18 protein-coding genes are annotated in these 24,292 nt (G+C 38.4%); 11 read left to right on the forward strand and 7 right to left on the reverse strand.

The window, feature by feature from the left end:
• Window positions 1-253: 253 nt before the first annotated feature.
• On the reverse strand, window positions 254-724 hold the full coding sequence (locus tag H4J52_RS15650) for an FKBP-type peptidyl-prolyl cis-trans isomerase (protein ID WP_182182177.1): 471 nt from the start codon (window positions 722-724) through the stop codon (window positions 254-256).
• A gap of 184 nt (window positions 725-908) precedes the next feature.
• On the opposite strand from H4J52_RS15650, the gene sfsA reads away from it, so the two are divergent.
• The 7 genes from sfsA to panC all read left to right on the forward strand — a co-directional run bounded on the left by sfsA (window position 909) and on the right by panC (window position 7,197).
• Entirely contained in the window at window positions 909-1,637 is a 729-nt protein-coding gene (gene sfsA / locus H4J52_RS15655) for a DNA/RNA nuclease SfsA (RefSeq protein WP_182182178.1), read from the forward strand.
• 330 nt (window positions 1,638-1,967) lie between these two features.
• Complete coding sequence (dksA, locus tag H4J52_RS15660; RefSeq protein ID WP_182175389.1) at window positions 1,968-2,408, forward strand: RNA polymerase-binding protein DksA; 441 nt, start codon at window positions 1,968-1,970, stop codon at window positions 2,406-2,408.
• Window positions 2,409-2,447: 39 nt separating this feature from the next.
• Window positions 2,448-3,374: a tRNA glutamyl-Q(34) synthetase GluQRS gene (gene gluQRS / locus H4J52_RS15665; RefSeq protein WP_182182179.1), complete on the forward strand. Its 927-nt coding sequence runs from the start codon at window positions 2,448-2,450 to the stop codon at window positions 3,372-3,374.
• 212 nt (window positions 3,375-3,586) lie between these two features.
• Window positions 3,587-4,969: a polynucleotide adenylyltransferase PcnB gene (pcnB, locus tag H4J52_RS15670; RefSeq protein ID WP_182182180.1), complete on the forward strand. Its 1,383-nt coding sequence runs from the start codon at window positions 3,587-3,589 to the stop codon at window positions 4,967-4,969.
• A complete protein-coding gene (gene folK, locus H4J52_RS15675; protein ID WP_182182181.1) occupies window positions 4,969-5,460 on the forward strand; it encodes a 2-amino-4-hydroxy-6-hydroxymethyldihydropteridine diphosphokinase in 492 nt (163 codons plus the stop codon). Before pcnB ends, folK begins: the two co-directional genes overlap by 1 nt.
• Before the next feature lie 66 nt (window positions 5,461-5,526).
• Entirely contained in the window at window positions 5,527-6,324 is a 798-nt protein-coding gene (panB, locus tag H4J52_RS15680) for a 3-methyl-2-oxobutanoate hydroxymethyltransferase (protein WP_182182182.1), read from the forward strand.
• A gap of 27 nt (window positions 6,325-6,351) precedes the next feature.
• Entirely contained in the window at window positions 6,352-7,197 is an 846-nt protein-coding gene (gene panC, locus H4J52_RS15685; RefSeq protein ID WP_182182183.1) for a pantoate--beta-alanine ligase, read from the forward strand.
• 278 nt (window positions 7,198-7,475) lie between these two features.
• Here the strand turns inward: panC and H4J52_RS15690 are convergent, their stop codons facing one another.
• The 5 genes from H4J52_RS15690 to H4J52_RS15710 all read right to left on the reverse strand — a co-directional run bounded on the left by H4J52_RS15690 (window position 7,476) and on the right by H4J52_RS15710 (window position 12,326).
• Window positions 7,476-7,613 carry a hypothetical protein gene (locus tag H4J52_RS15690; RefSeq protein WP_182182184.1) on the reverse strand — a complete coding sequence of 46 codons (138 nt, stop codon included), beginning with the start codon at window positions 7,611-7,613 and terminating at the stop codon, window positions 7,476-7,478.
• 244 nt (window positions 7,614-7,857) lie between these two features.
• Window positions 7,858-9,486: a pyridoxal-dependent aspartate 1-decarboxylase PanP gene (gene panP / locus H4J52_RS15695; RefSeq protein ID WP_182182185.1), complete on the reverse strand. Its 1,629-nt coding sequence runs from the start codon at window positions 9,484-9,486 to the stop codon at window positions 7,858-7,860.
• Between the two features lie 407 nt (window positions 9,487-9,893).
• Window positions 9,894-10,616 (reverse strand): tRNA (guanosine(46)-N(7))-methyltransferase TrmB, encoded by a 723-nt coding sequence (locus H4J52_RS15700; RefSeq protein WP_182182186.1) that lies wholly within the window; start codon window positions 10,614-10,616, stop codon window positions 9,894-9,896.
• A complete protein-coding gene (locus H4J52_RS15705; protein WP_182182187.1) occupies window positions 10,616-11,389 on the reverse strand; it encodes an ABC transporter permease in 774 nt (257 codons plus the stop codon). Before H4J52_RS15705 ends, H4J52_RS15700 begins: the two co-directional genes overlap by 1 nt.
• 1 nt (window position 11,390) lies before the next feature.
• Complete coding sequence (locus tag H4J52_RS15710) at window positions 11,391-12,326, reverse strand: ABC transporter ATP-binding protein (protein ID WP_182182188.1); 936 nt, start codon at window positions 12,324-12,326, stop codon at window positions 11,391-11,393.
• A gap of 167 nt (window positions 12,327-12,493) precedes the next feature.
• Between H4J52_RS15710 and H4J52_RS15715 the strand changes: the two genes are divergently transcribed.
• The 4 genes from H4J52_RS15715 to H4J52_RS15730 all read left to right on the forward strand — a co-directional run bounded on the left by H4J52_RS15715 (window position 12,494) and on the right by H4J52_RS15730 (window position 22,931).
• On the forward strand, window positions 12,494-14,821 hold the full coding sequence (locus H4J52_RS15715; protein ID WP_182182189.1) for a S9 family peptidase: 2,328 nt from the start codon (window positions 12,494-12,496) through the stop codon (window positions 14,819-14,821).
• A gap of 545 nt (window positions 14,822-15,366) precedes the next feature.
• Complete coding sequence (locus H4J52_RS15720; RefSeq protein WP_182225138.1) at window positions 15,367-18,531, forward strand: glycosyl hydrolase family 18 protein; 3,165 nt, start codon at window positions 15,367-15,369, stop codon at window positions 18,529-18,531.
• A gap of 81 nt (window positions 18,532-18,612) precedes the next feature.
• Window positions 18,613-20,268 (forward strand): lytic polysaccharide monooxygenase, encoded by a 1,656-nt coding sequence (locus H4J52_RS15725; protein ID WP_259367870.1) that lies wholly within the window; start codon window positions 18,613-18,615, stop codon window positions 20,266-20,268.
• A gap of 47 nt (window positions 20,269-20,315) precedes the next feature.
• Window positions 20,316-22,931 carry a glycosyl hydrolase family 18 protein gene (locus tag H4J52_RS15730; RefSeq protein WP_182182191.1) on the forward strand — a complete coding sequence of 872 codons (2,616 nt, stop codon included), beginning with the start codon at window positions 20,316-20,318 and terminating at the stop codon, window positions 22,929-22,931.
• Between the two features lie 198 nt (window positions 22,932-23,129).
• Here H4J52_RS15730 and H4J52_RS15735 read toward each other — a convergent pair whose 3' ends face one another.
• Window positions 23,130-24,263 carry a succinylglutamate desuccinylase/aspartoacylase family protein gene (locus H4J52_RS15735; RefSeq protein WP_182182192.1) on the reverse strand — a complete coding sequence of 378 codons (1,134 nt, stop codon included), beginning with the start codon at window positions 24,261-24,263 and terminating at the stop codon, window positions 23,130-23,132.
• Window positions 24,264-24,292: the final 29 nt, after the last annotated feature.

Raw genomic sequence — 24,292 nt, forward strand, 5'->3', positions numbered from 1 at the left:
CTCCGATGATATAGCCACTCATTGGTTTTGTTTAGTGAAATAGACTCATATTTATCAGTATAACTGAGTTAGATGAAATATGAGTTTTTATCTTCCATTGCGGTAATAAACATTCGTAATATATGGGGAATAGAACTCGCTATCAACTGATTAACTATTGGAGTACTTTCTGAGATTAAAAAGCCTTATAAAATTGGTTAGCAACAATGTTTTCACTATTGCTAACTCATTGCGACATCAATACATTATAAGTTTAATGAATATCCAATAACGTTACTTCAAAAATAAGCAATGAGCCTGGTGCAATTTTACCCGCAGCACTATTGCCGTAACCTAAGTGTGAAGGAATAAAAAGTTTGAATTTATCACCAACCACCATTAATTGAAGCCCTTCTGTCCAACCACTTATTACTTGATTTAAACCAAAACTGATCGGTTCACCACGGTCTACTGAGCTGTCAAAGACAGCACCATTTAATAAAGAACCATGGTAGTGTACTTTTACTTTCGAACTAACGGCTGGGTGAACAGTGCCTTTACCTTGTTGTAACACTTGGTATTGAAGACCAGATGCTGTTTCGATAACATTTTCAATCGCTTTATTTTTTATTAAAAAATCGTTACCTATTGCTACATTTTCAACCGCTATTTTTTTATTCTCGGTGTTTTTAAAAATAAAAAATATTACCAGTGCAATCACGGCAACCCAAAAAATATATTTCATAACCATCTCACTCATTTAAATAATGATATATTCTAGCATTAGATTTTGCTAACGATAAGGCTAACTCACCTATTAATAAAATCATGGTTAAACGTTTTCAAAATATGCTCATTGTAATTTCTTTGCAACTTTCTCACGCAAATTAGTGATAAAGTGAATAATCATAACTTACACTTTATACCTCATGAAAATTAACCTTAAAAAAGCGACGCTCATTAAGCGCTACAAACGTTTTCTTGCCGATATCATCTTAGCAGATAGTAGTGAAACCACACTTCACGTAGCTAACACAGGAGCAATGACAGGTTGTGCTGCTGAAGGCGACACTGTCTGGTATAGCACTTCTGATAATAAAAAACGTAAATACCCATTTAGTTGGGAGATAACCCAAACACAAAAGGATGACTATATTTGTGTCAACACATTACGCGCCAACCAACTGGTTGAAGAAGCCATTACAAACAAAGCGATTAATGAACTGCTCGTCTACACAAATTTACGGCGAGAAGTTAAATACGGTGATGAAAATAGTAAAATAGACTTCTTGCTCACCGATGAAAATAACATTGAAACTTACATTGAAGTTAAAAGTGTTACGTTACTTGGCGATGAAGCCGAAAATACACAAGGCTACTTTCCTGATGCTGTGACACTTCGTGGTCAGAAACATTTACGTGAATTAATACAAATGAAACAACAAGGGCATCGGGCTGTTTTACTTTTTGCAGTATTACACAGTGGTATTAATAGTGTTATGGCTGCAAAACATATCGATGCTGAATACGCAGCACTCTTATCAAAAGCCGTCGAGCACGGCGTTGAAGTTATCGCTTATAAAGCCAACTTTAGTACAATAATAACAAACGTAACCGTGTCTTTGTTACAACCACTACCTGTTAAAATTGATGACTAAGATCACCTCTGAGTCAAAAAACATCTAAATACATTGACTTACCCTAGCAAAAATTGTTAAAAAAGCTTGCTCAAAAAAAATCATTAGACGTTATAAATTAAAAAATACTTTTTATTCAACCAAATTAATCCGCAATCGATTGATTTAAAAGTAATAAAATTATTTTTTCAGTTAATTAAAATCAAAACCTTGAATTTCAACACGAAGAACGCAATATAGACTGGGTATTTAAGGTCTATTATTATTGGCAATTGCAACCACGGGTGTAGCTTTTAATGAAAGAGCAACAACTTCGCCATGTAGGTCGATGTAGCATTTAGGAGAATAAGCATGCCAGCCAAAAAAGTACTAGGTATTTTAGCATTAGCGGGCGTATCGCCATACGCTGAGAAAGCCAACGAAGAGTACATGAACGCTGCTCAATTAGAGCATTTCAAGAAAATTCTTGATGCTTGGCGTGTACAACTTCGCGAAGAAGTTGACCGTACCGTTATGCATATGCAAGACGAAGCAGCAAACTTCCCTGATCCGGTTGACCGCGCAGCCCAAGAAGAAGAGTTCAGTTTAGAGCTACGTACACGTGACCGTGAACGCAAACTCATTAAAAAAATTGAAAAAACATTACAATTGATTGAAGAAGATGAATTCGGCTTCTGTGATTCATGTGGCATTGAAATTGGTATTCGCCGCTTAGAAGCACGTCCAACAGCCGACTTATGTATTGAATGTAAAACACTTGCTGAGATTAAAGAACGTCAATTAGCCGGTTAATTGCCTGATTAATGATATTACTGATAACGTGCTCATTATATGATTCACGATAAAATTAATATTTCGCGGCCATTGAATTTGAGTAAATCTCGTACTCAATATCGTGGCCGTTTTGCCCCATCCCCCTCAGGTTATCTTCATTTTGGTTCCTTAATTACGGCGCTTGCCAGTTACTTACATGCGAAACATCAACAAGGTTTATGGTTGGTTCGTATTGAAGATATAGATCCACCTCGTGAAACCGTAGGTGCAAGTTCGGCTATTTTAACAACTCTCGATGCTTATGGACTCCACTGGGATGAACCTGTTTTATATCAAAGTCAACAAAGTGACTTATACCGAAACGTTTTAGAACAGTTAGCTGAGCAAAAACTCACTTATTACTGCCAATGTACGCGCGCGCAAATCAAAGTTCAGGGTGGAATTTATCAAGGTCAATGCCAAAATAAAAACCTACCACTAAAAAATAGCGCTACTCGCCTACACAATCAGCAAGGCATTTTTCACTACTTTGATTTAATACAAGGTGAATATTTCTGCCACCAAACACTCGCCAAAGAAGACTTTATTTTAACCAGAAAAGACGGTTTATTTGCTTATCAACTTGCTGTAGTTGTTGATGATATTTATCAAAAAATTAGTCATGTCATTCGTGGTTGTGACTTACTTGAACCGACGTCAAGACAGTTAAGTTTGTATCAGCAGTTAGGTTATCAAGCGCCACAGTTTGGCCATATACCTCTAGCCGTTACTGAACCAGGCTTTAAACTCAGCAAACAAAATAAAGCTCCAGCCATCGATAATAAAAACCCTGTGCCTTCATTAATTTCAGCCCTTAATTTTTTAGGACAAAAGGTACCTAATGAACTCTATACTTATTCTGTTGAGCAAATAATACAGTGGGCAATAGAGAATTGGTCGACCGATGCGATCCCAAAAAAGCAGGAAATTACCTTTACGAGATAAATATTGTAAATAAAGCTGTTGTTTGTTGAATTTTCAAACGTTTTATATTCTCTTTTATTGCCCTGTGTTATATTATTACGGCCAATAAAAACGTGAAACATAGCGCCCTAATATGTTTTCGTCTTCCCAAATTAAATTATCCAATCAAGGCCAGTATTATTAAAAGCGTGATCAACTTGTGTAAAAGAGTATTAGGTAAAGCCTCAAAAAAAATGGCTATCAGCTCAACTAAAAATCAGCCAACTTCAGGCTCTACCGTGTTAACACGCGACCAGCATAATGTTTCTCGTAAAAAAATGAGTAACAATGCTTTAAAAGTACTTTACCGTTTAAATAGTGGCGGCTATGACGCTTATCTAGTGGGCGGAGGTGTTCGTGACTTATTACTTGGTTTAGAGCCCAAAGACTTTGATATAGCAACCAATGCTACACCTGAGCAAATTAAAGAACTCTTTCGTAACTGTCGATTAATCGGTCGTCGTTTTCGTTTAGCCCATATTGTTTTTGGTCGTGAAATTATTGAAGTGGCCACTTTTCGTGGGCACCATGAAAATGCACCAGAAAAAGAACAAAGCTGTCAAAAAACGTCAAAGCAAAGTGAAGATGGTATGTTACTTCGCGACAATATCTATGGCTCTATTGAAGAAGATGCCGAACGTCGTGATTTTACTATTAACGCACTTTACTACAGCGCAAAAGACTTTAAAGTGCATGATTTTGCCGATGGCATTAGTGACATCAACGCAAAATTAATTCGTTTAATCGGTGATCCACAAACTCGTTATCGTGAAGACCCTGTTCGTATGCTACGTGCCATTCGATTTGCAACTAAGCTCGATATGACTATTAGCCCAGAAACAGAAGCACCTATTACAGAATTAGCGCCTTTAATGGCCAACATTCCTGCCGCAAGAATGTTTGAAGAGTTTCTAAAGCTGTTCATTTCAGGTAAAGCGCAACTGACTTTTGAACAGTTGAGAAAATACGACTTATTTCGTTATTTTTTCCCAGCAACAGATCAAATGCTAAATGCCGGCACACACCCACATATCGAACATTTTATTGTTAAGGCTCTAAAGAATACCGACAGCCGCATTAATAATGAACAACGAGTTACCCCTGCATTCTTATTTGCAGCTATGCTTTGGTATCCACTACAAAGTCATGTTAAGCATTTACGTGCCGCACAACCACAGTTGTCACCACAAGATATATTTTTTGCTGGGTTAAGCGAAATAATGTCAGAACAGCAGCGTAGTATCGCTATTCCAAAACGTTTTCAGGCGGTAATGAAAGATATATGGATCCTTCAAGATAAGCTTAGTCGCAGAGACGGCAAGCGTGCTTATAAAGCATTAGAACATCAAAAATTTCGCGCGGGCTACGACTTTTTATTATTAAGGGCTGAAATTGAATCAACGCCTGAAGATAGTTCATTAGAAGAGTTATCAAAATGGTGGACTGACTTTCAAGTTAATGACCACAACACTCAGGAATTGATGATAAAAAGTATTGCACAATCACGCACAACCAGCCGAAGAAGCCCAAGAAAACGCAGAGTTGTTCGCGAAGATAAATCGAGCAGTAACGATTAATGGCGCTAGCGTATGTTGGGTTAGGCAGTAATTTGTCTGACCCTGAAAAACAAATTAAACATGCTGTAGTATTATTGTTCCATATCAAAAAGACTAAACTCAGTTGCATTTCTTCGCTTTATTTTAGTCGCCCAATGGGACCGCAAGATCAACCTGATTATATGAATGCCGTAGCAGCGTTGCAAACCGAACTCAGTCCCTTAGAGTTACTGGACGAATTACAGGCAATCGAAAATAAGATGGGTCGTGTTCGAAAAGATAATCGCTGGGGTGCTCGTATCCTTGATTTAGATATACTCTTATTCGATAATGACATAATCAACCATCAACGCTTAACCGTACCCCATTATGGTTTAGAGCTGCGTGAATTTGTATTATTGCCTCTAGCGGAGATATCACCAGAACTCACGTTACCCAATGGTAAAAGTATTTTAGCTCTTAGCCAAGATATCGATACCAATGGATTGAAAGTTCATAGCAAGTTGCGATAATTTAACATTTATGCGAAAGTACCCGCACTGAGTATTTACTCAAACATTAAAAACTTTGGATTAAATATGGCTAAAATAACCACATCAACCTTGCTAAAAATGAAGCAACAAGGTGAAAAAATTTCATCGATCACCGCATATGATGCAAGCTTCGCAAAGCTGTTTGACCAAGCCGGTATCCACGCTATTTTAATTGGTGACTCACTCGGTATGGTTTTGCAAGGACAAGATGATACGCTACCTGTTGATATTGAGCATATGGTTTATCATACACAGTCGGTAAAGCGTGGTGTCACTGACACTTTGATTATCAGCGACATGCCTTTTATGACCTATGCCACTAAAGAGCAAGCATTCACTAACGCTGCAAAACTTATGCAAGCGGGTGCAAGCATGATAAAATTGGAAGGTGGTGAATGGTTAGTTGATACGATTAAAGGCTTAGTTGAGCGTGGTATTCCGGTCTGTGCCCATTTAGGTTTAACACCTCAATCAGTTAATGTATTTGGCGGTTTTAAAGTACAAGGCCGTGAAAAATCACAAGCAGATAAAATGATCGCAGATGCTAAGTTGCTCGAAGCAGCCGGCGCGCAATTACTTGTTTTAGAATGTATACCTTGTGATTTAGGTAAAGCCATCTCTAAAGCAATTTCAATTCCGACGATTGGTATTGGTGCAGGAAAAGATACCGATGGACAAATATTAGTGATGCACGATGCTTTAGGTATTTCATGCAGCTATATGCCTAAGTTTTCACGTAATTTCCTGATCGATACCGGCGATATTAAAAAAGCCGTTGAGTTATATATTAGTGAAGTGTCCAATGGAAACTTTCCTGGTGAAGATCACATCTTTGTTAAATAATTTTCAACGTACAATATAAATAAACATATGAAAATAGTAAGTGAAATTAACGTATTACGCCAACGAATATCTGAATGGCGTCAACAAGGTTTAACAATTGCGTTTGTCCCGACGATGGGAAATTTACACGCGGGACATATCTCTTTAATCACAGAAGCTCATCAGCACGCGGATAAAGTTGTAGCGAGTATTTTTGTTAATCCTATGCAATTTGGCGCTAATGAAGATATCGAAAATTACCCTCGTACCCTCGACAATGATCGACAGCAATTAGTCTCAGCTCATACTGATTTACTCTTTATACCCTCAGCTAAACTGATTTATCCACAGGGTTTAGATAAGCAAACTTACGTTGAAGTACCCAATGTTTCAGTGGGTTACTGCGGTGAAAGCCGTCCAGGACACTTCCGTGGAGTTTCTACTGTTGTTTGTAAACTCTTTAATTTAGTACAGCCAGACGTTGCTTGTTTTGGTTTAAAAGACTATCAGCAAGTGCAAGTTATTCAAACGATGGTTGAAGACCTTTCAATGCCCATAAAAATTATTCCTGTGCGTACTGTTCGTGAAGCAAGTGGTTTAGCAATGAGTTCGCGTAACGGTTATTTAACGGCTGAAGAACGTAAAATAGCGCCGGCTCTTGCACAAAATATTCAATGGTTGGCACAGCAAATAAAGTCTAATAACGATTTTGTTGGTTTAGCTAAGCAAGCGACTCAATTTATCAATAATGCTGGTATGAAAACTGACTATATCCATATTTGTCATGCAAGAACACTTCAACCTGCGAGCGAAGACGATAAAGAACTAGTTATTCTTGCTGCAGCGCATTGTGGCAACGCGAGGTTGATCGATAACCTTCGCGTTTACTTGTAGGTTATAAATTCTGAGCATCGTCATTCACATCCATGTGATCATGATATTGCCTGCATGCACTAATGCCTTAAAAGACAGGATGTCTTAGAAAGGCCATCCTGAACATCATCACTCATTCACATCCATGTGATCATGACATACCGTTCGTCCTGAACATCGTCACTCATTCACATCCATGTGATCATGACATACCGTTCGTCCTGAACATAAAAAGCCGAATGTTATTTTCATAACGTTCGGCTTTTTATTATTTTCTACTGTAAAACGTCAAAAATGAATTATTCGTATGAACGCTCTAACCATTGAATTTTTGATTGCAATTCGAGAATTTCTTTTTGCGCTTCAATCAATGCTTGTTGAACCAATGATAGGTCAGCGTGATTATGTTCAGATACTTCTACTGGAGTGTTTCTCATGTCGTATTCCATAATTATTACCACCACAAAATGTAATCGTGATTGAATTATTACACAACAACTTTCATAAATAAAATAACATTTACAGATTAAAATGAAACTTTATAGAACAAAAACTCATTAAAAACAAAAATAACCATTATTAACAGCGAGATAGCTCTCGATTATCTTTCGGCAAACGAAAGAAGTAACTTACATCTCGAAAGTAAACGTAAAAAATTTTAAAATAAAAAATAAAGTAGCACTACGTTAACGCCAGTAAGTCAGGTAAAAAAGTTTCACTTTCCTGCGCTAATTCAAGTTGCTCTGCGATTACATCGTTAAGAATTTCATTGGAAGTGAGTGGATTTGCTAACACAACACGAAAAACAACGGTTTTTCGGCCTTGATAACGTTGCACTTCAATACGCGTACGGGACACAAATGACTTGCCATTTTCACGTTGGCGCTTTTGAATGAACTTAGTGAGATCATCAAGTAAATCATTAATCTTATCTTGTTGTTCATGCGAGCTATTCGCTAATAAAGCCTGAACAGTTCGAGGATTGTAACGATAGGTTAATAAACACAACTCAGGTTCAGTAATCAACTCAAAGTCAGGTTGTTGCTCGATAAGCTCGGCAAAGTACCTGGCTCTGTCTATACCCTGGTTAATCAGCATTTCATAACCTGGTCGGCTGATAATATGCAAGCTTGCATATACCAGCATTGCCATACCTGGTCTTGACCCCTCTAAAGTATGTGAACCTAAATCTTTTGAACCCTTACGTAAAATATATTCCGCATGGTGCTCAATAGAAGCTACAGAGGCCGGATTTTTAAAAACAACCAAACCAGCACCCATTGGCACATACATTTGCTTGTGAGCATCAATCGTTACAGAATCAGCACGTTCAATACCTTTTAACAACGAACGGTACTTATTCGACAATAAAGTTGCACCACCCCATGCAGCATCAACATGAAAGTGGGTTTGAAACTCTTCAGCGATATCAGCCATTTTATCTAATGGGTCTATATTGCCTGTTTCTGTGGTACCAGCCACACCAACAATACTTAATACACGAATATTTTTTTGTTTTAACTCGAGACATTTTTCGCGTAATTTTTGACAGTCGATGCGGTTATTACCGTCAGTAGGAATTGATATTACACTGTCCTGACCAATCCCTAAGATATCAGCAGACTTCTTCAATGAATAATGGCCACGGTCAGACACTAATATCACTAAGCCATCATATTTATAATGTTTTAATGCGTTAAATAAGCCTTCTCGTGCAATACCTTTGAAATCACCATCAGCTTTCAATAGATTATTACGAGCCACCCAAAAAGCCGTTAAATTAGCGACAGTGCCACCAGAACAAAACGCGCCTAAAGAATGGTTTGCACTATGCATCCATTGATCATAAAAATGATCATTATCTTCATAAACTAAACGATGCATCATACCTAAGACTTGGCGTTCAAGTGGGGTAAATGCTTTTGATGTTTCTATCTTGACTAAATTCTGATTTAAACCGACCATTAATTTAGAAAGCGGTAAAATAAAATAAGGCAGAGCTGAGGTCATATGACCAATAAAACTCGGGCTTGATGTATGCACTGATTGCGCAACAACTTTATCTAAAATATGACGAGTGTGATCAGAAACAAAAGTAGGTTCTTCGGGTATTGCAGAGCCAGCGAAATCTTTTTCAATTTCACTTAAAGCCCGCTCTTTTGCCGCAATATGATTACCTAGAAAACCAGCAAGATTTTCTGATATTTCTTTTTCAATCAGCCCCAATGTTGAATCCGGTGCTTCAGGAATTGTAAAAATACTATGTAAAGACTCTTGAGTCGCTTTTGCTGTGCGCTTATTCGTCGTCATACCTTGCCGTTGTAACCATGTTGGTAAGTAAACACAAAACGGCACTTTAATAAAAAATGACTGAAATGTCTTGTACTTTATTCTTATTTACCAGAGAAATGCTCCGTTATTTATTGGCTATATAACGGTTGCCGCATAAACCAGCGCCAATTCTACAAGTGCGAAAGTACTTAGCGCCATCATTAATACATTCTTTTTAATTAAATTATTCATCTTCAACATCCCTTTTGATTGAGTATTATTACTCATTAATCAAAAAGTAATCAAGATCTAAGCCATGTATATTAAACAATTGATTTTAAACAAAAATAAATAAAATCTCAAATAATCATTCACTTCACGTTAAGATAAGTTAGCGAATTTCACTAACTTATTGTTGATTTTCCTAAGCAGAATATTCAATTAGACTATATAAAAGGTAAATATTCACGGTGAAGAAGTAGCTGCCAACACCGTTGACCACTTGCTTTATATTTTGCTTCAAAAGGGGTTAAAGGTTCATCATTAGTTATCTCACTAATATTACCTAAAACGCCAGCTAAATCAGCAGCAAATTGAAACTCTTCTAAATATAAACGCCAGTTACTGCGTAGAATAATTTGTTCACCAATATTAATAATTTGTGGAAATACCGCACTACCGTGCCAACGCCGTTGAATATGTTTCGATTTAGGCCAAGGGTTTGGATACAAAATATAATGTTTTTTTACTGGCCAACTTGCTTGTTCAACTAAGCGATAAAAATCATTTAAATCGGCTCTAACCAAATAATAGTTATCGATTTTAGCGCCATCGTCATGCAAAATTTCGTCAACATTACGATTAATGCGGTGCGCTGATTTATCGACGCCAATCACTAAAGCCTGTGGATTTTTTTTGGCTAAAATACGGGTACTTTGACCAACGCCGCAACATGAGTCTAAGATAACATTACCTTGATGCGCTTTAACTAAAGCATCCATTTCGGCAAACGCTTGTTCGGTATGTGCTTGATATGGCTTCTGAGAGCGATGCGTTAAGTGTTTTTCAACAATTTCTTCAAGATGTTCATGAATACCAGGCTGATTAGTGATAATAACTCTTGAATCACCAGTCACGTTAACATCCTTTTTATCTGTATTTACGTTCATTAGCTACGTAGTCCTATTCCTTTAGTAATGAGCGTCATTGCAATCGCATATAAGATGAGAATAAATGCCCCAAGTACTGAAAATGCTAACGTTAAGCTCACATCACTTATACCTAAAAATCCGTATCGAAAAGCATTGACCATATAAACGATAGGGTTTAATTGCGAAACACCTTGCCAAAAATCGGGCAGTAAACTAATAGAATAAAACACACCACCAAGGTAAGTTAGTGGCGTTAAAATAAAGGTTGGTATAATGGATATGTCATCAAAACTACCAGCAAAAATAGCGTTAATTAGGCCGCCTAAGGCAAACGTCGCTGACGTTAAACTTACGGTTATAATAATCACCCATATATTATGAATTTGAACATCAACAAAGAATAAAGATACTAAAGTAACGATGGTGCCCACTAACATGCCGCGCGCCATACCACCGCCCACATAACCAGCAACAATCACCCAATTTGGTACGGGCGCAACCAGCATTTCTTCAACATTACGTTGCCATTTAGCACTAAAAAATGACGATGCGACATTAGAGTATGAATTGGTAATGACACTCATCATAATTAAACCAGGCACAATGAACGACATATAATCAAACCCACCCATTTGTCCGATGCGCGAACCGATAAGTTCACCAAAAATAACAAAGTATAAGCTAATGGTAATAGCCGGAGGTACCAGTGTTTGCACCCAGATGCGCATAAAACGATTTATTTCTTTGTATAAAATACTTTTTAAAGCAATAAAATTACTTTTTGAAAACATACTATTTACTCTCCTGAATAACTTTTTGTCCACTACCCACCAGACTGACAAACAACTCTTCTAAGCGATTACTTTTATTGCGCATGCTGTGCACATTAATGTTTTGTTCGCTCAATTGACTAAACACATGGTTGATCAGTTGCGACTTTCTCACATCAACTTCTAGCGTATGGTCGTCAATTAAACGCGAAGTGAATTCATCAAGTTTTGGTGGCAAGTCAACCTTGTCAATATCAAAAACAATTGTTTCTTGATCAAGTTTTGCAAGTAAAGATTTCATATCTGTATCTTCAACAATAACACCCGAATCAATAATGGCTATATTTCGACAAAGCATTTCCGCTTCTTCCAGATAATGAGTGGTTAAAATAATAGTGATGCCCTGCTCATTTAGCTCACGTAAAAAAATCCACATAGAACGACGAAGTTCAATATCAACTCCCGCAGTTGGTTCATCAAGAATGAGTACTTGTGGTTCGTGCATCAATGCTCTTGCTATCATTAGGCGACGTTTCATCCCTCCTGAAAGCATACGACCCGCATCATTACGTTTTTCCCATAAATCGAGTTTTTTAAGATATTTTTCAGCGCGCTTGAATGCCAAAGATCTTTCTACACCATAATAACCTGCTTGGTTAACTAAAATAGTTAACAAGGTTTCGAATTGATTAAAATTAAACTCTTGCGGGACTAAACCCAAAAAGCTTTTCGCTTTTTCAAGTTCTTTATCAATATCATGACCAAAGACTTTCACAGAACCCGCTGACTTATTTACTAAAGAGGTGATGATACCAATGGTCGTCGATTTACCTGCGCCGTTTGGGCCAAGTAGAGCAAAAAAGTCACCTTGTTTAACAGTAAGATCGATACCCTTGAGTGCAGTAAAACCCCCTTTGTAAACTTTTTTCAAGCCAGAAATTTCTAGTGCATTATCCATGGTTTAACCTTTTGTTTTTTGATGAGCTAAAGGTGAGGTCAAATTTACTTTTTTCAACCACTAAGCGATTATTTAAATACGGTAAATGTTACGAAATAATCGACCAATAGCATTGCCTATTAATTGTATACAATTTAAAGTGATTATACGCAAATTAAGGAAATATTATGCCGAAAATAAAAATAACTCGTTGGCTGAACACAACCGTATTAACTACTGCTGTTGCGATATCACTAATGGCATGTCAAAGCACTTCAACAGAAAGTACCACAGAAACTAAAATGCATGTTGATAAATCATCACCATTAACTGTTGAACGTATCTACAAAGATCGCGAATTTAGCTCAGATTATATTTCTCGCCTTCGCTGGTTAGCTGACGGCAGTGGCTACACCATTGTTGAAAAATCAGCAAAAACAACAATAAACGAAGAAGGTAAAGAAGTTAGTATTGGTCACGATATTGTCGTTTATAACCCTGATACGCTTGAGCGAACAGTATTAATTTCTGCTCAGCAACTGACACCAAAGGGCACAGACAAGCCATTAACCATTGATAATTACATTTGGTCAGATGACCGCCAAAAACTACTTATTTATACAAACAGTAAAAAAGTATGGCGTTCGAATAGTCGCGGTGATTATTGGTTATTAGATATAAAAGCAAAAAAACTGATGCAACTTGGTGGTAAAAAGCCAGTAGAGAGTTCATTAATGTTTGCTAAATTTTCCCCCGACGCCAGCAAGGTTGCTTACGTTGTTGCAGACAATATTTATGTAGAAAATTTAACAAACAATAAAGTCTCTCAGCTAACCTTTGATGCTGGCAATGGCAAAATCAATGGTTTATTTGACTGGGTTTACGAAGAAGAATTTACCATTAAAGATGGCTTTCGCTGGAGCCCTGACGGTGAAAAGATTGCTTACTGGCAGTTAGACACGAGTGGCAGTAAAGACTTCATCATGATCAATAATACTGATGAACTTTACCCTACCATTACAAAATTTCCTTACCCAAAGGTTGGTGAAACCAATGCGTTGCCTAAAGTGGGTGTAGTGCATTTAGCCACAGCAAAAACAACATGGGCAAACTTACCTAATAATTCACGCAACATGTACATTCCGCGTATGAATTGGTCAGGTAACAGTCAGCAGATATTAGTGCAGCATGTTAATCGCAAACAAGACACTAACATTCTTTATTTGGCTAATGCTAATACCGGTGATGTAACATCGGTGATGACAGAGCAAGAAAAATCCTTTCTTGATTTCTTCGACGATGCTCGTTGGTTAAACCAAGGTAACAGCTTCTTATGGACGAGTGAGCGTAGTGGTTGGCGTCATGTTTTTAATATAACCCGAGACGGAAAAACAGCATTAAACCTAACAGAAGGTAACTTTGACGTAATAAGTATTCAAACCATTGATGAAGAAAATGGCTGGTTGTACTACATTGCTTCACCTGACAATGTTGCACAGCGCTACTTATATCGCAGTAAACTTGACGGAAGCTTGAGTAATCAACGGGTAACCCCTGAAGAGTTCTCGGGCACCAACAGCTACCAAATGTCAGCAGACGGACAATGGGCAATTCATTCTCATTCAACCTTTACTCAACCAACGCAAAAACGTTTAGTGAAAGTTGAAGGTCATCAAGTTAAACATATGATGATGGACAATAAAGTATTAATAGAAAGATTAGCCTCGCTACCACAGACAGATCATGAGTTTTTCCAAGTAAAAGCCCAAGACGGTATCGTATTAGACGGTTATATTATTCGCCCTGCTGATTTTGACCCAAAGAAAAAATATCCTATTATCTTTTATGTTTACGGTGAGTCTTGGGGACAAACGGTTACTGATAGTTGGCGTGGCAATGCCGCAATGTGGGATCAAATGTTAACGGAACAAGGTTTCATTATTGCCTCTATTGATAACCGCGGTACTCGGACACCAAAAGGCAGAGAATGGCGCAAATCAATTTATGGTGCTGTTGGTGTACTTTCTTCACGTGATCAGTCTGATGCGTTAAAAGCGATGGCAAAACGTTGGGACTACATTGATACCGATAACGTTGCTATTTGGGGACATTCGGGTGGTGGCTCGATGACACTTAATATGATATTCCGATATCCTGACCAATATCATGTTGGTGTTTCTTTAGCACCTGTACCTGATCAACGTTTATACGACTCTATTTACCAAGAACGTTATTCTGGTTTATTAGAAGATTATGCAGAAGGTTACAAGCAAGGGTCTCCAATTACCCATGCTAAAAACCTGAAAGGTAAGTTATTACTTATTCATGGCACCGGCGACGATAATGTTCATTACCAAGGCTCTGAACGCCTTATTAATGAATTAGTTAAACACAATCGTCAGTTTGATTTTATGTCTTACCCAAACCGTAGTCATGGTTTGTATGAAGGTAGTGGTACAACGTTACACATTAAAACCATGATGACTAATTACTTTAATACGCATTTAAAGCTTTAGTTCACTGTAAAGTAAAATTAATCTTTATATTAAGCGTTTATAAATAAAGATTAATCCTAAAAAAGCCTTCTTAATATTATTAAGAAGGCTTTTTTATAGTGACTTTTCTTGCTAACACCTTCAATTAGCAACCTAATTTATAACAGATTAACAGCCTATATTTTAGTACACCACGCACCTACACACCCAAAAAGAATATGTAATACTTAAATGGTATATTGATTTGATGGATCACTATTTTTATTCATATCCCTGTTCTTAGCTACACATCTTAACCATCTGAATTTAAAGATATATCCATTTAATTACCTCCTACTATATTATCTTTAATAATTTCCTTAAATGCATAATAGTTCTAAATATATGGAGTATATCCATAGACTTTTTTGTATAAAAATACAACAACACTCTCCATTTTTAAAGGCTTAGTAAATAATAAAGGGCCTTTTATAATTCTCTATATTGAAAAGTTGCACATTGTAAATACTATGTTACGGTTAGTTTATCTGTAACAAAAGGTTAACATGACTATGATAAGGGATAATATGAATAGAATTAAGCTAAAAGCGCTCATGAGTATCAGTGTCTCATCGTTATTACTGATGACAAATTCAGTACAGGCTGCACTGATAGACTGTAGTGTTCTTGACGAATGGATGGTTGGAGGTACTTATACCGAGGGTAAAAAAGTAGTAGCTCAAGGACAAGGCTTTGAAGCAGAATGGTGGAATCAATCAGATCCCACGAAAAAATCAGGACCGTGGCAAGAATGGAAAAACTTGGGGGAGTGCCAAGGAGACACTGATGAAAATACTCCGCCGACGGTAAGTTGGGTTTCGCCTATAAATAATTCTTCTTTAACCGAAAATGACAGCGTTGTCATTACTTTTTTAACACAAGACTCCGATGGTAGTATTGACCGTAGTGAAGTCTTTCTTGATGGATCTTTACTGTCAACACTGCAATCTTCTACTTCACAACTAACGTGGGTAGCCTTAAAAGGCGCCCATAGTTTTACCGTTAAAACTTATGATGATAAGCAAGCTTTTACTACAAGTAGCTCTTTGAACTTAATCATTACAGAAGTAGATAATCCGCCTGATAATAAAGCGCCCGTTGCCCAGTTAATTATTTCAGCGCAGCCAAGTGAAGTACATATTGGCGATGAAGTCATTTTTGCACTAAGTGCAACAGACAGTGACGGAACCATTACTGGGCTTGAATTATTTGCTGACAATCAGTCATTGTTCACATCGACGAATAGCAGTGCCAATTTTACTTGGCAAGCGAGTGAAATAGGACAAGTTGAATTTTTTTTAAAAGCAACAGATAACGATAATAGTGTCGACACAAGTACAAGTGCTTTTGTTAATATTGTTGAAGTAGAAGACCCAAATAACGATCGCACAGCGTGTCAGCCAAGTGGTTTATATCAAACCGAAAATGTTAACACCCCCTATTGTACGGTTTACGATGCTAATGGCCGCGAAGAAATGGGCGCAGACCACCCCCGTCGTGTCATTGGCTATTTCACGAGTTGGCGCAATGGTGCAAATGGACAGCCTAGTTACTTAGTTAATGATATTCCTTGGGATAAAATTACCCATATAAATTATGCTTTTGCACATATTGATGCTAATTACCAAGTATCGATTGGCGATCCAAGCGCAGAAAACAATCCTGCAACCAACATGGAATGGCCGGGTATTGTCGGTGCTGAACTTGATACAAACCTGCCGTATAAAGGCCACTTCAATTTATTAACTCAATATAAAAAACAATATCCTCATGTTAAAACCTTAATTTCAATCGGTGGCTGGGCTGAAACAGGCGGCTATTTTAATGAAACAGGTCGTGTTGCTAACGGTGGCTTTTATACAATGACCACGAATGCTGATGGCAGTATTAATCATGCGGGGATTAAAGCATTTAGTGACAGTGTTGTAACCTTCATCAAAAAATATGGTTTTGACGGTGCCGATATTGATTATGAATACCCCTCATCGATGTCTGACTCGGGTCACCCTGATGACTTTGAATTCTCGAACCCACGTCGTGCAGCGTTGCATAAATCTTATTTAACGTTAATGAAATCATTACGTGAAACGTTAGATAAAGCCGGAGATGCAGATGAACAACATTACCTATTGACCATAGCGTCACCTTCATCTGGTTACTTGCTTCGTGGTATGGAAACCTTTCAAGCGACTCAATATTTAGATTACGTAAATATCATGTCTTATGACTTACACGGTGCTTGGAATTCTCATGTGGGTCCAAATGCCGCGTTGTATGACACAGGTGAAGATTCAGAATTAGCGGCTTGGAATGTATATGGCACAAAAGAGTTTGAAGGTATTGGCTACTTAAATACTGACTGGGCGGTACGTTATTTCCGGGGCGCTTTATCAGCAGGGCGTATCAATATTGGTATTCCTTATTATACCCGCGGCTTTAGAGATGTGTCGGGTGGTACCAATGGTTTATGGGGACAAGCGGCATTACCTGATCAGACTTCATGCACAAATGGTACGGGTAAAGGTGATAAAAATAGTTGTGGTAATGGCGCTGTTGGTATCGACAATTTGTGGCATGACATTGAAAACGATAATGAAGTTGCCGCCGGAAGTAACCCTTTATGGCACGTAAAAAACTTAGCTGATGGAAAATACGGTAGCTACATTGGTGCTTATGGTGTAACGCCGGAAACAGACCCAGAAGACAAACTTATCGGCACATATCAACGCCACTATGAACCAGTTGCCGTTGCCCCATGGTTATGGAATAACGAGAAAAAGGTGTTCTTATCGATTGAAGACGAAGAGTCGATGGCCACCAAAGTTGATTATGTAATTAATAATGGCTTAGGCGGGGTGATGTTTTGGGAACTTGCTGGCGATTTTGATTACGACCAAAGTAAACAGGAATATTACATGGGTTCAACAATGACAACAATCGCTTATGATAAGTTTCGTCAAAGCGGTACCTTATATGATGTGCACATGGGTAACCCTGACTTTACCCCGCCAGAAAAAGTGGTCGATATTATTTTTACCGCCAAAGACTTCCCTGTAGGTGACGACAATTATCCAATAAGCCCAACCTTTTCATTCACTAACAATTCAGAGCTCGATCTATCTGGCGCTAAAATATCTTTTGATGTACCCGTATCAACCTCTGCCATTTTTCAATCTAACTGGAATTCCCAGAAGAAATTGAAAATGACTATTGAAGCCAATGGTTCAAATGCAGCAAGTAATAATATTGGCGGATTTGAAAACGAGTTTCATCGATTCGCTATCACTTTACTCAATGAATTTGGTGGTGTAACTGAATCCTTTAAAACAGGAGAAACCGTTGCTGCACAAGTGATGTATTACATGCCTTTTACCGGCCCGGCCAATTTCACCCTTGAAAAAGACGGTAAAACCTATGCGTTCAAAGCTGAATACCCTGATTTACCCGAGGCAACTGCAGATGATAATGACGACGGTAATGGCGACGGTAATGGCGACGGAACAACCTGTGACGGCATTAACGTCGATGAGTTGCCTGTGTACCCAAACTTTCCACGTAAAGACTGGCAAGGAAATCCCGACCATGCAAATGCAAACGACATGATGGTGCACAACAACGTGGTATGGAAAGCCTTATGGTGGACTAAATCTGAGCCTGGCGGAGCTGATTGGCTAGAAGTTTGTCGTTTATAAAATCACCTTAACTCACGCAGTACCCCTCTTTAATGGTGAGACTTTATTAACCATTAAAGAGGGGCAACAGAGATTCACATCATGAAAAATCACAATGATAAAAGTCCATATAAAAATGCTAGAAGATTTGAAAAGAAAAAAAGCAATAAAATATTACCTACCGCTCTAGGCCTATTAGCTTGTGCTGGCATGTTAACCGTTTCATCAAAAAGCCAAGCACATGCTTTTATGGACAACCCGAAAGCAAGGCAATCAATTTGCCAAGCGCAAGGTGGATTTTGGTGGCCTGCCGATGGTTCGAATATCCCCAATTTAGCTTGTCGAGCCGCATTTCTAGATTCTGGCTACGTACAGTTTATTCAAGAACATGAAATATCAGTAAATGTAGCTGATTATCATAATCAACAGGCTATTGAAGCCGCGATACCCGACGGCACACTTTGTGGTGCGGGTTCTGCAGAAAAAAGCGGTGTTAATTTAGCTTCACCTTATTGGCAAAAAACAGAAGTTATGCCTAACGGTGACAACAATATTCAAGTTCGTTTTAATGCACAAACACCGCACAACCCCAGTTTTTGGCGAATATATCTCAGTAAACCCAACTTTAACGCGAGTACTGATATATTGCGCTGGCAAGATCTTGAATTGGTTCAAGAGCATGGCAATATTGATTTTACCAAATCGTCAGACGGTAATCGTTATTACAATATGGACGTGCATATTCCTGCTGACCGTGTTGGAGATGCTTTACTTTATAGCCATTGGCAACGGGTTGATATTGTGGGTGAAGGCTTTTATAACTGTAGCGATATAACCATTGTGCGCGACGATGTTGAACCGGATGAGTGGCAAGCCATTGCTTATTTTATCAAACAAGGTCAAAACGCAAATGTTGGAGATTCGCCATGGGCAAGGCTTTTCAATGCCGATGGCCAAGAACTCCTTAATCAGCAGTTTTTGGTTAACGGCAATAATGCCGAAACATGGCAAGAAGACTTTGCTGCCCAGCTTAACGAAAGCTATAACCAGCATATTAAAATTGGCGTTAAAAACCTCAGTAATTCATCATCAAATAATGACATTATTTTTGATAGAGAAAATATATTATCTAACCAAGTCTGGGTAACGAACAGCAATTACAGTTTTACCTTGTCTGTCATCGCTCAGACTGAAAACACTGCACCTATTGTTCACGATATTACTGACTTCTCGCTAGACGAGCAAAGCGAAACCAGTATGCATGTACATGCTTTTGACGATCAAAACGATCCGCTAACTTTTGACTGGACCGTACCTGCACCTTTAACTTTTTCAGGTGAAAATGCAGATATTACTATCACAGCAGCTGATGTTGACAGTGAACAAACACGACAAGTTTCTGTAGCTGTATCTGATGGAAAGCTCACCACAACTCAATTGTTTAACGTCACGGTGAATAACCTAACAGATTTACCTAACATAGCTAAGTGGCTATCAAGTCAGGCTTATAGCACTGGCGATAAAGTCAGTTATCAAAATAAAACGTATCAAGCTAAATGGTGGAATAAAAATCAACAACCCAGCAGTAGCAATACTTGGAATGAAGTAGTCCTCGACAATGATGACGGTCCACTCTGGAACATTGAAACTTCTTATCCCGGCGGTAGTAACGTCACTCACAATAATAACTTATATCAATCTAAGTGGTGGACTAAGGGTGATGAGCCCAATTTGAGTGAGGTATGGGAAAAACGATAACAGTAAAATAATGACCAACAATATACATACAATAAGAGAGATAAAAAATGAAAAAATTATTATTAACAGCTTGTGCTATCAGTACGGTTATCGCTTCATGGCAAGTGTTGGCAACCGCATCAAAACCTAGTATTGATTGGGCGCCACAAGATTATTCTTTTGTGCAAGTAAACCTTGATGGGCAGGGTTCATACAAAGATTTAGTCACCACGAAAACGCAAGTTGATATTAACATTAAATGGAATGCGTGGAGCGGTACTGGTGGTGATAATTATAAAGTGTACTTTGACGATATAATGGTCAATGAAGGGAACTTAACGCCAGGTAGTAACAGTGGTGTTATTAATTTTACATATAGTAAATCTGGTCGTCATAATTTAACAATCGAACTCTGTGATGCCGACGGCTGTGTCCGCAGTGACGCTAAAGCGCTTGTTATTGCCGATACGGATGGCAGTCACCTACAACCCTTAACTATGGATGTAAATCCGAATAATAAAACCTATCAACATCAGCAAGATACTGTTGTTGGCGCTTATTTTGTTGAGTGGGGTATTTATGGTAGAGATTTCGATGTATCAAATATTCCAGCGCAAAATTTAACCCATATACTTTATGGTTTTATTCCAATTTGTGGAGCAAATGAATCCTTAAAAGAAATTGAAAATGGTAATAGTTGGCGGGTACTACAAAAAGCTTGTGTTGGCTCTGCTGACTATGAAGTTGTTGTGCATGACCCATTTGCAGCTTTCCAAAAGGCATTGCCGGGCATTGATGCTACAGACCCCATTCGTGGTACTTATGCGCAGTTAATGGCATTAAAACAACGCTACCCAGATTTGAAAATTTTACCTTCAGTAGGTGGCTGGACACTCTCTGATCCTTTCCACGGTTTTACCGACAAAGCCAATCGCGACACTTTTGTTGCTTCAATGAAAACGTTCCTACAAACTTGGAAGTTTTACGACGGTGTCGATATTGACTGGGAATATCCCGGTGGTAGTGGACCAAATCCAGATTTAGGCGACCCAGTCAACGATGGCCCAGCTTATGTTGCGTTAATGGCTGAATTACGTGCCATGCTTGATGAACTTGAAGCAGATACTGGTCGTGAATATCAGCTAACCTCAGCAATTGGTGTAGGTTACGACAAAATTGAAGACGTGAATTACGGCCAAGCTATTCAGTATATGGATTATATCTTTGCAATGAGTTATGACTTTTTTGGTGGCTGGAGTAATGTAACGGGCCATCAAACCGGCATTTATTGTGGCGAGCATTTATCTGCAGGAGCATGTGACGGTTCAGGTGTAGACGATGCAGGCGAACCACGTAAAGGCCCTGCCTACACTACTGACCATGGTATTCAGCAATTATTAGCTCAAGGTGTGCCAGCCTCACAACTTGTTGTGGGTACGGCAATGTATGGTCGTGGCTGGGAAGGCGTTAAAGAAACGAATACCCAAGGTGGTAATCCCATGACGGCAGAAGGAACCGGCAAACTAACGGGAACTACAGCCAATGGAGTTTGGGAACCTGGCATCCAAGATTATAAAGGACTTAAAAAGGTGATGATTGGCGCATCTGGCGAAGGCATTAATGGTTTTGAAACCTTTTATGATGAACAAGCTGAGGCTGCTTATGTTTGGAATAAAACATCAGGTACGTTAGTCACTTATGACAGCCCTCGTTCTGTGAATGCTAAAGGACAATATGTACGGAGTTTAGGCTTAGCTGGACTATTTGCGTGGGAAATAGATGCCGATAATGGTGACATTCTTAACGCGATGCATGAGGGTTTAGCCGGAGGAACTCTGCCAAATAACAAACCTATTGTAAATCTAACGCCAACATATGCGATTAATGCTGGCGATGCGTTAGCCATTGAAGCAACAGCAACCGATAGTGATAACGACCCTTTATCGTACAGTTGGATTATTCCCCCTGTTTTAGCTGCTTCGGGTAGCAATACAAATACGGTAACTATTACCGCACCTAACGTTACGCAAAACACTGAGTATGTACTATCTCTCAGTGTTTCTGATGGTAAAGCAACTGTTACAAAATCAACGACAGTGACCGTACTAGCTGATGATATTCCTAATAATCCTCCTGTTATTGAAGCATTAGCTGATATTACCCTTGATGAAAACAAAAGCGCAGCGGTAAATGTTATTGCAACTGATGCTGATAACGACAATTTGACCTACAGCTGGTCTGTACCTGCGGGACTAACACAACAAGGCAATGGTGCTAATGTCACGCTTTTAGCCAATGATGTTACTCAGGATACTCAATATACCGTCACGGTTGACGTTTCTGATAGCAAATCAATAGCGAATAAAAGTTTCAAAGTAACCGTAAAAAACACCGACAGTGGCGGTGTTACAACATGGGATTCTAATACCATTTACAACACGGGTGACAAAGTTAAATACAACGGTGTCGAATACCGAGCTAAGTGGTGGACCAGAAATGACCAGCCTGATGATGTTGGACCATGGGAAGAAGTCATTCCTGATAACGGTCAAGTTCGTGATTGGAAAGCAACGACTATTTATAACGCAGGAGACCAAGTTATTTATAACAATAACAAATATCAAGCTCAATGGTGGACAAAAGGAAACACACCTGGTGCGGCCAATGTTTGGACAAAACTATAAAAAATAAAGTTTACGTTAAATGATAAAGCACTAATAGTTACACCTGTATAACGTAACTATTAGTGCCTACTGTTAGAAACTAGGCTGATCTTTCGATAAGTATATTGGTTCGACTAAGAGTACTGACATAGCAATTATAAAAATGAGATCTAGGTTCAAAGTACTTAATTCGTTATCAAATTCTACCAGCCATTATTTTTAAACTGTTAATTTAAAATACTCACTAAAAACTTTATATAACTCTGTGCCTTGGTTCACACTCGCTGAGGCAAAATGTAAGATTGGAATCACTTCTTTATCAAGTGAAATATAATGCAGCGGGTCTCCATCACCATAATTATCCATACGAAGAATTCTCGCAAGCGGCTCACCAGCAGCTAAAGGCTCGCCAAATTCAGCTAAATAATCGACCATTCCGCCCATTGGCGAATAAAAAGCGTTGTAGTCTTTTAAATAGCAGCCGTAACGCGTCATCGTTTTGGGCTGATATTCTGTCGTAATAATCACCCCTTTATACTGTAAATAATTCATGATGCTTTTGGCATCTTCTAACGCAACATCAAGATCTATCTGTTCTTGAGAGCCTAATTCAACGGTAAAGCTTTCTTTATTAATAGACGCTGAACTAATCGAAAATTCGATACCTAATTCAGCAAAAGCATCTTGTAATGACCACCATGGGCAGAATGTTGCTTCATCTAAGGCACCATCAAAGTCATTAGGAATTAATAATGTATGTGGAATATCAAAGTATTTGGCACTGTCTTGTGCATATTCAGGGCAGTATAAATGTTTACTTGAAATAGGGCCGGTATGTAAGTCTAAAACGTAGTCAGCTTGATGTGCTAAACGCTGTAATTGATAAGCAATGCGTTGTCCGGTCGTTAGCCCATAAATATTATGGTTAAGTTTTTCTTCAATACTTTCGATCATCAATTTTTTGAAATTAGCTTCAATAACTTGGTTTGATTTACCGATACACTCACGCACGAATGGTTTAATAATACTTTCATCAAAATGATACATTCTATTCCAATTCACACCCGTGATGGGATCAAACCTACCTAGTGTGTATTCGCCATTTTTATGGTTACACGCAACAGGGTTCGCATATGGTACTAACGTAATATCGCCGTTAATTTGAGTGTTATGTAATAATTCTAATAATTGAAAAATAACCGCATTGCCTTGCACTTCTGCGCCGTGCATATTCGCTTGAATATAGACACTGGGTGCATCACAATGCCCTTTTATGCGATAAACTGGAACGGTGAGCGCAGCGCCACTGGCCATTTCACCGACATGCATAACTTCTTTTTTTATTTCGTTCATAATTTTCACTTTATCTTAAGTCTTAAACT

Origin of the sequence: Colwellia sp. MB02u-14, from assembly GCF_014076915.1 — a bacterium.
Taxonomy (GTDB): domain Bacteria; phylum Pseudomonadota; class Gammaproteobacteria; order Enterobacterales; family Alteromonadaceae; genus Colwellia_A.

Bases quoted from the DNA above. Each gene is read 5' to 3' on its own strand.
- H4J52_RS15700 (WP_182182186.1), bottom strand. From the start codon at position 10,616: ATGAACGTAAATACAGATAAAAAGGATGTTAACGTGACTGGTGATTCA.
- pcnB (WP_182182180.1), top strand. From the start codon at position 3,587: ATGGCTATCAGCTCAACTAAAAATCAGCCAACTTCAGGCTCTACCGTG.
- H4J52_RS15690 (WP_182182184.1), bottom strand. From the start codon at position 7,613: ATGAGAAACACTCCAGTAGAAGTATCTGAACATAATCACGCTGACCTA.
- H4J52_RS15730 (WP_182182191.1), top strand. From the start codon at position 20,316: ATGAAAAAATTATTATTAACAGCTTGTGCTATCAGTACGGTTATCGCT.
- gluQRS (WP_182182179.1), top strand. From the start codon at position 2,448: ATGATTCACGATAAAATTAATATTTCGCGGCCATTGAATTTGAGTAAA.
- panC (WP_182182183.1), top strand. From the start codon at position 6,352: ATGAAAATAGTAAGTGAAATTAACGTATTACGCCAACGAATATCTGAA.
- H4J52_RS15650 (WP_182182177.1), bottom strand. From the start codon at position 724: ATGAAATATATTTTTTGGGTTGCCGTGATTGCACTGGTAATATTTTTT.
- H4J52_RS15715 (WP_182182189.1), top strand. From the start codon at position 12,494: ATGCCGAAAATAAAAATAACTCGTTGGCTGAACACAACCGTATTAACT.
- folK (WP_182182181.1), top strand. From the start codon at position 4,969: ATGGCGCTAGCGTATGTTGGGTTAGGCAGTAATTTGTCTGACCCTGAA.
- dksA (WP_182175389.1), top strand. From the start codon at position 1,968: ATGCCAGCCAAAAAAGTACTAGGTATTTTAGCATTAGCGGGCGTATCG.
- H4J52_RS15720 (WP_182225138.1), top strand. From the start codon at position 15,367: ATGAATAGAATTAAGCTAAAAGCGCTCATGAGTATCAGTGTCTCATCG.
- H4J52_RS15735 (WP_182182192.1), bottom strand. From the start codon at position 24,263: ATGAACGAAATAAAAAAAGAAGTTATGCATGTCGGTGAAATGGCCAGT.
- panP (WP_182182185.1), bottom strand. From the start codon at position 9,486: ATGACGACGAATAAGCGCACAGCAAAAGCGACTCAAGAGTCTTTACAT.
- H4J52_RS15725 (WP_259367870.1), top strand. From the start codon at position 18,613: ATGAAAAATCACAATGATAAAAGTCCATATAAAAATGCTAGAAGATTT.
- H4J52_RS15705 (WP_182182187.1), bottom strand. From the start codon at position 11,389: ATGTTTTCAAAAAGTAATTTTATTGCTTTAAAAAGTATTTTATACAAA.
- panB (WP_182182182.1), top strand. From the start codon at position 5,527: ATGGCTAAAATAACCACATCAACCTTGCTAAAAATGAAGCAACAAGGT.
- H4J52_RS15710 (WP_182182188.1), bottom strand. From the start codon at position 12,326: ATGGATAATGCACTAGAAATTTCTGGCTTGAAAAAAGTTTACAAAGGG.
- sfsA (WP_182182178.1), top strand. From the start codon at position 909: ATGAAAATTAACCTTAAAAAAGCGACGCTCATTAAGCGCTACAAACGT.